Genomic DNA, 12,970 nt, shown 5'->3' with positions numbered 1-12,970 from the left:
TCAATCATCCAAGAAGACGCGCCACGTGCTGGAACCAGACGACGAGCGGTGCGGGAAGATAGATTCCCGCGCCCAGAACCAGTGCGAGATGCGCAAACATCGGCACGTAGGAGGCCTCCGCAGACGCCGTGCCGCCGCGAGGTTCGCCGAATGCGACGCTCGTCAGGCGCAACGTCAACGCGCCAAAGGCGAGCAGAAGCCCGAACACCAGCGCGATTGCGAGAAGGGGCTGCCGCGCGAAGGTCGAACTCACGATGAGGAATTCGCTCATGAAGATACCGAGCGGCGGCAAACCGGCGATCGCGACGACGCCCACCACGAAACCCCAGCCAAGCGCCGGATGGGTCACCGTCAAGCCCCGGATCCGATTGATCCGCTGCGTGCCCTTGATCTGCGAGATATGGCCGACGGCGTAGAAGATCGCCGACTTGGTCAGGCTGTGCATGACCATGTGCAACAGCCCGGCAAAATTGGCAAGCGGGCCACCCATTCCGAACGCAAAGACGATGATGCCCATGTGCTCGATCGAGGAGTAGGCGAACAGTCGTTTGATGTCCCGCCGGCGGTACAGCATGAATGCCGCGAAGATCAACGACACGAGGCCCATCGTCACCATCAGTGGGCCCGGAGCAATCGCGTGAGGATTGACGGCAAGCAATATCTTGAAGCGCAGCAGCGCATAAAGCGCGACGTTCAGGAGCAGGCCCGACAGCACGGCCGATATCGGGGTTGGACCTTCGGCGTGGGCGTCCGGCAACCAGGCGTGCAGCGGCGCGAGGCCGACCTTGGTTCCGTAGCCGAGAAACAGGAAAATGAAAGCGACATTGAGAAGGGCGGGATCGAAGGCCGCCGCATGCCGGATCAACAGTGTCCAGATCATGCCGTCCTGGCCTTCGCCCACGATCGGACGCGCCGCCATGTAGACGAGGATCGTGCCGAACAGGGCGAACGCAATTCCGACGCTGCCGAGGATGAAATATTTCCACGCCGCTTCCAGGGCCGCGTGCGTGCGATAGATCCCGACCATCAGCACGGTGGTGAGTGTCGCGATTTCCACCGCGACCCACATCAAGCCGATATTGTTCGACACGAAAGCCAGATTCATGCCGAACATCATGGTCTGGTACATGGCGTGGTAGAAACGCAGGTACACCGGTGTCAACCTGCCGGTTTCGAGTTCGTGGGCGATGTAGCTCGCGCTGAAGATGCTGGTCGTGAAGCCCACGAAAGTGTTGAGCACGATGAAGACGATATTGAGATCGTCGACCAGCACGTACGGCCCCGGCTGCGGTCGTTCGGTGACGAACAACGAGAGCGCCGAAACGAAGGTCAACAAGCTGGCAACAACGTTCAGCCTCGCCGTCAGCCGGTAGCCGGGCAGCATGGCAAGCAGCGCCGCCGAAACGATCGGGATCAACAGGACCGCCGCCACGGGGTCGAAGGAAGCGATGCTCATCTGTGCTCGCCCCGGTAATCGTCGAGGGCGGAGACATCAACGGAATCGAAGCGTTCGCGGATCCGGAACAGGAAGATTCCGATAACGATGAAAGCGATCAGGATCGAGAAGGCGACGCTGATTTCGACGACCAGCGGCATGCCCTTGGCGCCGGTCGCCGCCAGCACCAGTCCGTTCTCGAGCGACATGAATCCGACGACCTGACTGACGGCATTGCGCCGCGTCACCATGACCAGTAGTCCGAGAAGCACGACCGACAATGCGAAGGCGAGATCTTCGCGGGCCAGGGGATCGGCGTCGGCGGTGACCCGCAGCATCAGGACCAGGGAGAGGGCGACTAATGCCATCCCGGCCAGCATGGTCAGGCCGATGCCCACGGCTGACTCGATGTCGCGATGAATGCCAAGCTGCTTGACGATACGATGCAATGCCACCGGAATGACGATTGCCTTGAAGACAAGGGCGATGACCGCCGTGATGTAGAGATGAGGCGCGTCCTGGACGTAGGCCTGCCAAGCGACGGAAAGTGCGAGCACCACGGCGTGGAGTGCAAAGATGTTGAGCAGCGAATAAAGTCTGTCCTGGTACAACATCATGAAGCTGATCAGGACGAGGCCGCCGGCCAGCGTATGCGAGATGTCGAAGGCGAGGCTTTGCATCTGCATCAGAAACTCCTCGACACGAACAGGAGAAGCGTACCGAGCAAGCCCAGCATGAGCGCGGCTCCAAGAAATTGCGGAATGCGGAAGACCCTCATTTTGGCGGTGGCGGTCTCGAACAGTGCAAGGAAGAAGCCAGCGGCGGCCAGTTTGACGACGTAGGCACCGGCGCCGACGGCGTAGGCGAGCGGGCCTGTGCCAAACAGGGCGATCTTCCAGGGCAAGAACACGCAGGCGATCAGCGAGATGTAGAGCAAGAGCTTGAGAAACGCGCCGAATTCGATCATCGCGAGATGGCGGCCGGAATATTCGAGCACCATCGCCTCATGCACCATGGTGAGCTCCAGGTGAGTGGTGGGATTGTCGATCGGGATGCGCGCGTTTTCGGCCAGCGCCACCATGATGAGTGCGATAACCGCCATTCCCAATGATACCCGCAGTCCGACGTAGGACGAGGCCATAAAATTGGCTACTGTCGAAAGCTGGGTCGAGCCGGCAACCAGCGCAATGCAAAAGAAAACCAGCAGCATCGCGGGCTCGGCGAGGGCTGCGATCATCACTTCGCGGCTGGAGCCGATGCCGCCAAAGCTGGTGCCCACGTCCATTCCGGCAAGCGCCAGAAAGAAGCGCGCGCTTCCGAGCAGCGCAACGATGGCGATCAGGTCGGCCGTCCAGTTGAACAACAGGCCTGTCGCAAAGGTCGGCACCAAAGCGGCGGCGACCCAGATCGCGGCAAAGGTCACATAGGGTGTCACGCGGAACAGCCACGAGGCGTTCTCGGCCAGCACCACCTCCTTGCGAAGCAGGCGCAGCAGATCGCGATAGGGCTGAAAGACCGAGGCGCCCTGGCGGCGCACCAGCCTCGCCTTGATCTTGCGCACGAAGCCGGTCAGAAGCGGCGCAAGCAGCAGCACCAGAAGCATCTGCACACCCTGCACGATGATGTCCGAGATCATGACCATATCGCGAGCACCAGAAGCAGCGTGACGAGGGTGGCAAAGACGAGACTGAGGTATCGCCGGATGGTCAAGAATTGCAGGCGGTTGAGCCGGTCGGAAGAAAAGCCGACCGCGCCCACGATCGGTTCATAGATTCCCTCCCAGACCAGATCGTGCAATTCGATCCTGAGCCGCGCCGGCCTGACATTTCCGGGCGCGGGCATGTCGACATGGTCGCGGGCGCGGAACACGAGTGTGCCGAAAACCCGGCGGATCGGCTGCGCGAAGCTTCCAGCCGAATACTGCGCCGCTGGCGCAGGGTCCGAAAAACCGCAGCCCCACGCGGGTCCCCGCCGCAGCGCGTGCGAGGCGAAGCGATGGATCGCGAAGACGGAAAGGGAAGCGGATATCGTGATGAACATCATCACCAGCAATCCGTTGTATGAGCTGCGGCTCTCCGCTATCGGCACGATCGAAAGCCAGGGTTCATTGGCCTGGATCGGCATGCGGCCACCGAGGATATCGATCGTGATCGGCGAAAGCGCATCGATCACCAGTCCCGGCAGGATCCCGGCGAGCAGGCAAAGTGCGGCAAGGATGAACATGGCCGACAGCGAGTAGCGATCGACCTCTTGGGCGGTTTCCGCCGCCGTACTGCGCGGTCGGCCGAGAAATGTCACGCCGAACGCCTTGACGAAGCACGCCGCGGCCAATGCGGCGGCCAATGCGAGCAGGGCGCCAACCGCAGGCACCATGATCTTCAGTGCCCATTGCGGCAACTCCGGGCTTTGCAGCACGGCCTGGAACATCAGCCATTCCGAAACGAAGCCGTTGAAAGGCGGAAGCGCCGAGATCGCGACGCAGCCCACGAGAACGACGAAGCTGGTGAACGGCATGCGATGGATGAGACCGCCGAGCTTGTCCATGTCCCGCTCGCCGGTCGCAGTCAGGACGGCGCCGGCTCCGAAAAACAGCAGGCTCTTGAAGAAGGAGTGGTTGAGCACGTGAAACAGCGCCGCGGTGAAGGCCAGCGCTGCCGCCAGCTTCAGCCCATTGGCCTGAAAGGCCAGGGCAAGGCCGAGGCTTGCGAAGATGACGCCAATATTCTCAATTGTGCTATAGGCCAGCAGGCGCTTAAGGTCCTTTTCCATCAAGGCGTAGAGAATCCCCATGACGGCGGTGATGCCGCCGAGGAAAAGCACGACTACGCTCGCCGACCATGTTGGCTGCCCCAGCAGATCGAATATGACGCGAATGAAGCCGTAGATCGCCACCTTGGTCATGACGCCGCTCATCAGCGCCGAAACGTGGCTTGGTGCTGCGGGATGTGCGAGCGGCAGCCAGACGTGCAACGGCACAAGGCCGGCCTTTGAGCCGGCTCCGAGCAACATCAGGATCAATACCAGTGTGGCCACGTAAGGCGTATGGTGGGTCGCACGAATGGCCGCGAATCCGTAATCTCCCGCCGGTCCCGCCAACAGACCGAAGGCCAACAGCAACGCCAGCGTGCCGAAGCTCGCCATGACCAGATAGACGTAACCTGCCTTCGCATTGCCCGGCTCGCGGTGATGCGCCATGACCAGCGCCCAGGACGCCAGCGACATGAACTCCCAACACAGCAGATAGGAAAACGCGTCGTCCGCCAGCACCACAAGATTCATGCCGGCCAGAAAGGCAGGAAAGAAGGGCAGCACGCGATGCGGCGCTGGATCATGGCGCCCGTAGCCCAGACCATAAAGGCTTGCTGACGCCCCACCCAGATTGACCACAACAAGAAAAAACGACGCCAGCGCATCCAGGCGGAAATGGGCGCCAAGCCACGGTAGTCCGACCGGCAAGGTCAGGCCGGAGGCATTCGGGACCTCGCCGACCAGAAAGCGGATCGACCCGAACAATGCGACAAGGGAAACTGCCGTGGTGGCGCTGTAGATGATTGTCGTGGAGGTCTTTGCGCGACTGAGAATGATCGCGAGCACGGCGATCCCCAACAATCCCGCGACGCATAACATTTGCAGAGCGACGGAAGACATCAGGCGGAGCCCCTCGTTCCGCTCGATGATTTTTGCTCTGTCTGATTGTCCAGATAGGTTTTAGCCGAACCCGAATTCATCTTCAGTCGAACCCCGCGTCCCTGAGAGTTGCTGACGGCGCCTTCGTCGATCATCTCGATCCCGGCTGCGTCGAATGCGGCGATCAACTTGACCAGCGAATCGACATTGCCTCGAACCATCGTTTCGCTCGCCTCCATTCGCTGGATGGTAGGCACGGAGAGTCCGGAGAGTTGAGCAAGCCGGCGCTGATCGATGCCGAGCAGCAGCCTGGCAGCCCGCAACTGAGCGGCCGTGATCATTGGATTGCCTCCCTGTTGGGATCCCAGCCAATACCAGACGTCATTCTTGCATCCTAACTAATGATGTTAAACTGTCAATAAATGATATCTAGGATATCTATTCTAAAGGATCGCTCTCAGGCGCTGGGAGGCGCGTTCGTATCCGCCGGCCCTGCTTGGAAACGACGGTCCGGCTAGCCGACGCCAGACCTGACGGCGAAAAGTTTGCCAATCGCACGAATTCCGAAGAGTCTAGAATGGCCGAATCTCCACGCGGCATTCGGGACCACGAATGGCAGGGTTGCTCAGTCGGCGTGATGCGTTGTTGCGGGGCGGGGGGCTTGCGGCGGCAGGCCTGGTTTCTACTGCCGGCTTTGCCGCACCTGTCCGCAAGCCGGTTTCCGGCGATGCGATCGACGCCGCGCTACAGGCGAAAGTTGCTGCCAGGGAAATACCCGGCGTGGTCGCGATGGCCGCGAGCGAGACGTCGATCGTCTATCAAGGGGCATTCGGCGCGCGCAACGTCGCGGCCGCAATGCCAATGTCACCAGATACGGTTTTTCGTATTGCCTCGATGGTCAAACTGCTGACCTCGGTGGCTGCATTGCAACTGGTCGAACGCGGCAAACTGAAACTGGATGAGCCGGCCGCCAATATCGATCCGACGCTCGCCGCGCCCCAGGTCCTTGCGGGCTTCGATGCCAAGGGCGTTCCGCAGCTGCGGCCGGCGCACAAGCCGATCACGCTGCGAAACCTGCTGACGCACACCTCCGGCTTGAGCTACCCGCTTTGGGATCCAAATGTGGTTCGCTACCAGAAAGCGGCGCGGGCCGATCCGGCGCTGCCGCGCCGGCCGCTGATGTTCGAGCCGGGCGCACGATGGGCCTATGGCGGCAGTATCGACAATGTCAGCCAGCTGGTTGAGATCGCCAGCGGGCAAACCATCGATCGCTACTTCAGTGAACACATCACCGGCCCGCTCGGCATGAATGACACCGGCTTTGTCATCACCGAGCAGCAGCGTGCCCGTCAGGCCAGCCTGCATGTGCGCGACGCCGGCGGAAAGCTCGTCCCGAAACCGTTCGAGAAGCTGGCCCCGACATCAGCCTTTTCCGGCGGCGGCGGCATCTATTCGACCGCGCCGGACTATCTGGTCCTGCTGCAGGCGTTGCTGAACGGCGGACGTTTTCGCGGCGTAAGCCTGTTGCGGCCGGATACCGTAGCAATGATGTCGACCAACCAGATCGGCAGTATCGAAGCAGGAATTCTCAGGACCGCCAATCCGGCGCTTTCAAACGACGTGGATTTCTTCCCGGGCGTCCATCTGCGCTGGGGGCTCGGCCATATGATCAATGTCGATCCGGTCCGCGAGGGCCGCGCGGCGGGCAGTCTCACCTGGGCCGGCCTGTTCAATACCTATTACTGGATCGATCCGAAAAAGCGGATTGCGGGTGTGATCATGATGCAGATCCTGCCCTTCGTCGACAAGCAGGCGGTTGTGGCCTACCGGCAGTTCGAGCGCGGGATTTATCGCGCGCTCGGGGCGGCCTAGGCCCGCCGTTTCACCGACGCAGATGTGATCGAAACCCGCCTATGGCGGGCAGCTCGTGGATCGAAAATATGATAGACCGCCGTCATTCCCATCCGAAAACAGGCAACACGCTCACCATGAACCTCGATATGACCCGTCGCACCTTGCTGCATCTCGCCGGCGCCTCCTCACTCGCTGCGGCCGCTGCAGCCGCGGCGCGCGCCGAGGAAGGTGGTAGCGGGGGAGGGCCGACTTTCGCCAACCGCACGCCGATGCGGATCGGCATGGTGACGCTTCGGGTCCGCAAGCTCGATGTCGTGGCGGACTACTACCGCGACGTGCTCGGGCTTGCCGTGATGGAGCGCTCTGCTACGGGCGCTGTGCTCGGCACCGGCGGCGTCAAGCTGCTCGCGCTCGAGGCGCGCCCGGATGCCGCGAACGAAGCCCGCAATGCAGCCGGGCTCTATCACACCGCGTTCCTGATGCCGACGCGCAAGGATCTCGCGCGCTGGCTGGTCAATGCCGCGATCCACCGCGTGCCGCTGTCGGGCTTTGCCGATCACCGCGTCAGCGAATCCGTCTATCTCGATGACCCCGAAGGTAATGGCATCGAGGTCTATGCCGATCGCGATCCCTCGCTCTGGCAATGGAGCGCCGGCACGGTGACGATGGGAACCGATCAGCTCGATATCGACAATCTCGTCTCGCTCACCAATACCAACGTCAGCGATTATGCAAAGGCGCCCGACGGCTTGCGCATCGGGCACATGCACCTGCGCGTCGGCGATCTCGCCAAGGCCGACGGCTTCTACCGCGGCACGCTCGGCTTCGATCCGACGCGGGCGCGCAGCGGCGCCGCGTTCCTGTCCTCCGGGCGCTACCACCACCATCTCGGTCTCAACGTCTGGCAAAGCGCCGGCGCCGGCCGCCGCGACGACGCGGCCACTGGCCTCGCCTGGTTTTCGCTGGAAATCGAGAAGCCAGATTTGTTCGCGGCAAAGGAAGAGCGGCTGCGTCAGGCCGGCGTCGAAGTCGCTGCCGTTGCCAATGGGCTGGAAACCGCCGACCCTTGGGGCACGCGAGTGCGCCTCGTCAAGGTCTGAGCCATCAGGCAGGAGAAGGTCTCGATGGATGCAATGCTTCCGTATCGATCGATGGCCTACAATAACGGCTGGGCCAATCACCGCCTGCTGACCGCCTGTGCCGCACTGTCACAGGCTGAATTCATCGCGCCGCGCACCGGCTTCTTTCCAAGCCTGCGCGCCACCCTCAATCACATCCTGATCATCGACCGCTTCTACATCGACGCCCTGGAAGGCGGCACATTGGGGCCGGCGGCCTGGGCCAACCAGGAACCGTGCGAAACCGTCAGCATTCTCCGCGAGGCGCAAGGCGAGATGGACCGCCGGTTGATTGCCTTTGTCGAGCACCTCGGCGCTGAAGATCTCGATCGCATCGTCAACGTCCGCCGCGGCAGTCGCATTCAACATGAGCGGATGGACCGGCTGCTGCTTCATCTGTTCCAGCATCAGATTCATCATCGCGGCCAGGCGCATGCGATGTTGAGCGCGACCGGTGTTAAGCCTCCGCAGCTCGACGAGTTCTTCGCCGCGGAAGAGGCGCCGTTGCGCGCAGGCGAGTTCGCGGAGCTGGGCTGGAGCGAGGATAAGGTCTGGCGCCGCTGAGTTACCGCGCCGTCCCGTCGCGGCATCCATCCAGAAACAATTGGACCGCGGCCGTGACGCGCTCACGCAGGTCCTTTTCTGACCTGACGGTCTTGCCGCTGAGGATCGCGCTGCGGGCGGGGCCATCGACCACCGCGTAGAGGAATTGCTCGGCAGCGAAGCGTGCATCCGTCGTTGATCGGATCTGGCCGTCGCGCATGGCGTTGGAGAAAATGTCGGCAATCAGCTCCCGCGCGTGATTGGCGTTCTCGTGGCAGGCGAGGGCCAGTTCCGGGAATTGATGCGCTTCTGAGGTGATGAGCCGGTCCAGCGCGATCGCCGCCGGCGCCAGCGCACGTTTTGAAAGCTCGATGCCGATCCGGATCAGGGTTGCTTCGATCGGTGCGTCTCGGCTGGATTCGGTGACTTCGGGCGCCAGGAGATCGTTCACCCCTTTGTGGATGACAGCCCCGAACAGCGCCTCCTTGGAATTAAAGCGGGTGTAGAAGGTCTGTTTCGAGACCCGCGCCGTCGCCGCGATGAGATCGATGCTGACCGCCTCAAAACTCGATTCCAGGAACAGCCGTGTCGCCACGTCGACGAGGTGCCCGGTGATCTGTCCGGCTTGCTCCTTGGTCGGCCGTCCGCTGTGTCGTCGCACGGTCTTGGCTGGCTTGGCCTTGGTGACATTCATCTAGCTGGTTCTCTCCGGGGCATTTGCCCGCGCGGCCTGTTCGGCTGCGCGGTCGCATCGTCAGATCCTTCTCATACCGGCTTGCGCCCGGCTACGGAAGTGTATAATAGTACGATATCGTTTGATTAATAGCGCAGGGCGTTTCGGGCGGCGGCAGCCGTTCGGGGCGAACGGAAACCTGCGCCCGCGTCCCCGAAAGGAACTGGAAATGAGGCTGATGACGTTGATTTCCCGGACGATACTGCGCACCGCGCTCGCACTCTTTCAGATCGTGATCGCGGGGCCCGGCAACGCCGCGGGTGCGGCCGATCCAAGCGGCACCTGGCTTACGCAAGACGGCCGTGCGCGCGTTCGCATCGAGCGCTGCGGCGCCAGGCTGGAGCAGGTTTGCGGCTTTATCGTCTGGATGAAGGAGCCGGTGGACGCGAACGGGCAGCCGCTGAAGGATCAGAACAATCCGGACCCCGCCAAGCGGTCGCGGCCGCTTCTCGGTCACCAGTTGATCCTGGGTCTCAAGCCCGCCGCTGAAGGACGTTTCAACGGTCAGATCTACAATGCCGAGAACGGCAAGAGCTACCAAATCTCGCTATCGCGCGGCGCCAGGGACCTCAACGTCACCGGCTGCATGCTGTCGATTCTGTGCGCCACCCAGACCTGGACCCAGACCACGAATGCCTTGCCCGGCCAGCTGGTCGGTATGACCGGCGATCCCACCGGACCGAGGGCGGACAGAGAGTGGGCGCAGGCGAATCCACCGACAATGGCAAGAGCCGCGAAATAGAACCGGCGATTCAATTCGCGCCGTTTCGATCTGCTTCGCTGACGCTTACCCAACATATCCAAACTGGAGTTTGAAATGTCTGCCCTCTCGCGAGCGGACCGCCGTCTGGCGGCCCTAGCCCTTGCTGCTGCCTTGAGCGGATGCGCCAGCGTGACGCCGATCCCTTATTCGGAAGTGGCTTCATCGTCCTATCTCGCGCCAAATCCGTCCGATCCGTCCGGTCGGATTCCCTATCGTTATTCCACCAGCGTGGATTGGCGCGCCTACAACAAGGTCATGCTCGACCCGATCGTGATCTACCGCGGCCCGGACCAGCAATTCGGCGACCTGTCCGGAACCGACAAGACCGCGCTCGCGAACTATATGCGGACGCGGTTCACGAAAGAGCTGGGCGGCCGCTTCACGCTTACAAGTCAGCCTGCGCCAAACACGTTGCGCGTGAGATTGACGCTGACGGGGGCCGTCGCCAACACGCCGGTGCTCGGCACGCTGTCGCGGTTCGATGTCGCCGGCCTGGTCTATAACGGCGTGCAGACCGCGCGTGACGGGGAGGGATCGCTGACAGGCTCGGTCGTCTACGCCGTCGAAATCTTCGACGCGGGGACGTCACGCCTGCTCAGCGCCTTCGTCACCAAGCAATATCCGAGCCCGTACGACGTCAAGGCCAGCGTGGGACGGCTGACGGCGGCGGAGGCCGGGATCGACAAGGGCGCCGAAGCGCTGATGGCGCAATTGCAATGATGACAAATCGTATCGGCGCACTTGCCTCATTCGCCCAACAGCCCCGGCGCTCCGCGGATCATCAAATGATCGTTGGAAATCAAAACCGGAACAAGCCGTGCACCCGGCAGATCGTTCGCTGGATCACCGAACAAGCGACGGTGCTGGACGACGGCGTCGCTCTGCTCGATGGATTTTGCAAGGCATTGCGCGACCAGGGGCTGCCGCTCTGGCGCATGGGCGTGGTCACCAACGCGCTAAACCCGTCCGTGCGCGGGTTCAGCTTCGACTGGCACGGCGACCGTGGTGCGTCATTGGTCTCCGCAAGCTACGGCGACGAGGACTTTGGCGCCTTCGAACGCAGTCCTCTCCACGCGGTCCTGGCCGACGGCCTGACTTTCGCCCGATGGCGTCTTGGAGATGATCCGAATGCCGCAAGCGCTGTTCCCGAACTGCTCGACCTGCGCGCGGAAGGCGGCACTGATTATGTCCTGCATCTGATCTGGTTCGCGCCGGGAACGGCGCTGAAAGGCGTCGCCATTTCATTTGCGACCGACACGCCGTCCGGTTTCAGCGACGACGACATGGCTGTTCTGGACGAAGTGCTTCCCGCGCTCGGGCTTGCCATCTGCAAACTCAGCCTGTCGCGGACATTGCAGGAAGCGCTCGCGACCTATCTCGGCTCGGAGACGAGTACGCGGGTTCTCGAAGGCAATATTCGCCGCGGTGAAGGCAAGACGGTTGCCGCCGCGATCCTGCTGGCCGATTTCCGTGGCTTCACGACCCTCACCGACCAGGACGATCCTGTGAAGGTCGTCGGTTGGCTGGACCAGCATTTCGATGCCATCGGTGAGCCCGTCACGCGCTGCGGCGGCGAAATCCTGAAATTCATGGGCGACGGCTTCCTGGCGATCTTTCCGGTGTCGGACCCGGAAAATCAGCCATGCGCGACCTGTGGTGTTGCCCTGGACGCCGCGGAGTGGGCGCTGGCATCCAACCGTGCCTTGAATGAGCGACGTCGCCAGGCGGGACTGCCGCAATTGGAAGTCCACATGGCCTTGCACTTCGGTCAGGTGGTCTACGGCAATGTCGGGACCAGCCGGCGGCTCGACTTCACGGTGATCGGCCGGGCGGTGAACGAAGCCAGCCGTATCGAGGAGCTGTGCGACGACGCAGGCCGCCCTGTGCTGGTCTCCGATACGTTCGCCGAACGCTGCGCCCGTCCGCTGCAGCTGGTCGGCACGTTTGCCCTGCGCGGACTGGAGCGCAGGCAGCAGATCTGGGCGCCTGCAGATGATTCCGTAAACTGTCGCTAAAACTGCGGCGGCAGCTGCGCAGCGACCTCGCGCGCGGCGATGCCCATGTCGTTTGCCAGCGCCAGCGAGCGTGCACGATCGAGCTGACTGCCGAGGCCGACGGCCGCGATCGTGTGCGAGATCGTGCCCTGGCTGTTCAGAACCGGCACCGCCACGATGGTGACGCCGTCAATGTAATTGCCGCGATCGATGCTGAAGCCCTGACGGCGTACCAGCTCAACTTCCTTGCGCCAGGAATCGTAGCTCGGCGCGTTGTGCCAGCGCAGCAGGCGAAATCGCTTCTCGATCTCCTTCTGCGGTTGTCCGCAAAAGGCGGCGACGCATCGCCCCGTAGCGCTGATCAGCGCGGGAAACCGGCTCCCCACATCGACATGCAGGCGCACCGGCGCCTGGCTGCGGGCAAGGGCGATAACGATCATGTTGTCGAGGTCGGGCACTTCGACGCCGATCGCCATGACGCCGTAGCGGTGTGAGAGATCATCCAGCTTCGGCCGCACGAGGTTCGGAAAGTCGCTGTTCTCGAGCACGGCGCGCGCCAGCGGCAGCATGCCGACGCCGAGCCTGTAGCGCTTGGTCGAGGGATCGACTTGCAGCAGATCTTCGGCAACGAGCGCGCGCGCGATGTGCAGCGCGGTGCTGGGCACGAGGTCAAGACTCTCCGCAATCGCCTTGAGGCTTTGCGGCGAACGGCTGCGGCTCAGCAGCCGCAGAATGGCGATGGCGCGGGTGACGGCAGGGACGGCGCGGACCCGTGGGGCTTTGGGATTCGGCATGATTGTCTCTGTACAACAATGGCTGCGCTGCAACAACGAAACGAAGTGATTGTACATATACAATTATAAACGCTATTTGACAATCAGTTCGTCTTCGGTATTTTGCCGC

13 protein-coding genes are annotated in these 12,970 nt (G+C 62.3%); 6 read left to right on the top strand and 7 right to left on the bottom strand.

The annotated features are described in order from the left end of the window. Nucleotides 1-4 precede the first annotated feature (4 nt). From JQ567_RS21150 to JQ567_RS21130, 5 genes are read right to left on the bottom strand one after another with little or no spacing between them, the layout of a single operon-like run. Nucleotides 5-1,456: a hydrogenase 4 subunit F gene (locus JQ567_RS21150; RefSeq protein ID WP_212440577.1), complete on the bottom strand. Its 1,452-nt coding sequence runs from the start codon at nt 1,454-1,456 to the stop codon at nt 5-7. Then, nucleotides 1,453-2,115: a hydrogenase-4 component E gene (locus JQ567_RS21145; protein WP_212440660.1), complete on the bottom strand. Its 663-nt coding sequence runs from the start codon at nt 2,113-2,115 to the stop codon at nt 1,453-1,455. The genes JQ567_RS21150 and JQ567_RS21145 overlap by 4 nt, the downstream gene beginning before the upstream one ends. 5 nt (nt 2,116-2,120) lie before the next feature. Then, a complete protein-coding gene (locus JQ567_RS21140; RefSeq protein WP_212440576.1) occupies nt 2,121-3,077 on the bottom strand; it encodes a respiratory chain complex I subunit 1 family protein in 957 nt (318 codons plus the stop codon). Continuing rightward, complete coding sequence (gene hyfB / locus JQ567_RS21135) at nt 3,068-5,083, bottom strand: hydrogenase 4 subunit B (protein ID WP_212440575.1); 2,016 nt, start codon at nt 5,081-5,083, stop codon at nt 3,068-3,070. The genes JQ567_RS21140 and hyfB overlap by 10 nt, the downstream gene beginning before the upstream one ends. After that, nucleotides 5,083-5,403 carry a helix-turn-helix domain-containing protein gene (locus tag JQ567_RS21130; RefSeq protein ID WP_212440574.1) on the bottom strand — a complete coding sequence of 107 codons (321 nt, stop codon included), beginning with the start codon at nt 5,401-5,403 and terminating at the stop codon, nt 5,083-5,085. The genes hyfB and JQ567_RS21130 overlap by 1 nt, the downstream gene beginning before the upstream one ends. A 271-nt stretch (nt 5,404-5,674) precedes the next feature. Between JQ567_RS21130 and JQ567_RS21125 the strand changes: the two genes are divergently transcribed. From JQ567_RS21125 to JQ567_RS21115, 3 genes are all read left to right on the top strand, one after another. Then, complete coding sequence (locus JQ567_RS21125; protein ID WP_212440573.1) at nt 5,675-6,934, top strand: serine hydrolase; 1,260 nt, start codon at nt 5,675-5,677, stop codon at nt 6,932-6,934. 116 nt (nt 6,935-7,050) lie between these two features. Continuing rightward, nucleotides 7,051-8,016, top strand: a complete 966-nt coding sequence (locus JQ567_RS21120) for a VOC family protein (RefSeq protein WP_212440659.1) — start codon at nt 7,051-7,053, stop codon at nt 8,014-8,016. Nucleotides 8,017-8,040: 24 nt separating this feature from the next. Further along, nucleotides 8,041-8,598 (top strand): DinB family protein, encoded by a 558-nt coding sequence (locus JQ567_RS21115; protein WP_409363624.1) that lies wholly within the window; start codon nt 8,041-8,043, stop codon nt 8,596-8,598. 1 nt (nt 8,599) lies between these two features. On the opposite strand, the gene JQ567_RS21110 is transcribed toward JQ567_RS21115, so the two are convergent. Further along, the gene (locus JQ567_RS21110; RefSeq protein WP_212440572.1) at nt 8,600-9,271 is read right to left on the bottom strand and encodes a TetR/AcrR family transcriptional regulator; all 672 of its coding nucleotides are present in this window, start codon (nt 9,269-9,271) and stop codon (nt 8,600-8,602) included. 217 nt (nt 9,272-9,488) lie between these two features. Here JQ567_RS21110 and JQ567_RS21105 point away from each other — a divergent pair, with 217 nt between their 5' ends. The 3 genes from JQ567_RS21105 to JQ567_RS21095 all read left to right on the top strand — a co-directional run bounded on the left by JQ567_RS21105 (nt 9,489) and on the right by JQ567_RS21095 (nt 12,088). Next, nucleotides 9,489-10,052 carry a DUF2147 domain-containing protein gene (locus tag JQ567_RS21105; protein ID WP_212440571.1) on the top strand — a complete coding sequence of 188 codons (564 nt, stop codon included), beginning with the start codon at nt 9,489-9,491 and terminating at the stop codon, nt 10,050-10,052. A 75-nt stretch (nt 10,053-10,127) separates the two neighbouring features. Next, nucleotides 10,128-10,793: a DUF3313 domain-containing protein gene (locus tag JQ567_RS21100; protein WP_212440570.1), complete on the top strand. Its 666-nt coding sequence runs from the start codon at nt 10,128-10,130 to the stop codon at nt 10,791-10,793. Nucleotides 10,794-10,933: 140 nt separating this feature from the next. After that, a complete protein-coding gene (locus JQ567_RS21095; protein ID WP_312017440.1) occupies nt 10,934-12,088 on the top strand; it encodes an adenylate/guanylate cyclase domain-containing protein in 1,155 nt (384 codons plus the stop codon). Here JQ567_RS21095 and JQ567_RS21090 read toward each other — a convergent pair. Continuing rightward, nucleotides 12,085-12,861 (bottom strand): IclR family transcriptional regulator, encoded by a 777-nt coding sequence (locus JQ567_RS21090; RefSeq protein ID WP_212440568.1) that lies wholly within the window; start codon nt 12,859-12,861, stop codon nt 12,085-12,087. The two genes, JQ567_RS21095 and JQ567_RS21090, sit on opposite strands and share 4 nt — an antisense overlap. Between the last annotated feature and the right edge of the window lie 109 nt (nt 12,862-12,970).

The organism is Bradyrhizobium sp. AUGA SZCCT0431, assembly GCF_018131065.1.
Taxonomy (GTDB): Bacteria; Pseudomonadota; Alphaproteobacteria; order Rhizobiales; family Xanthobacteraceae; genus Bradyrhizobium.
Note: the sequence above shows the minus strand (reverse complement) of the source record. Positions and strands in the feature narration are given on the sequence as shown.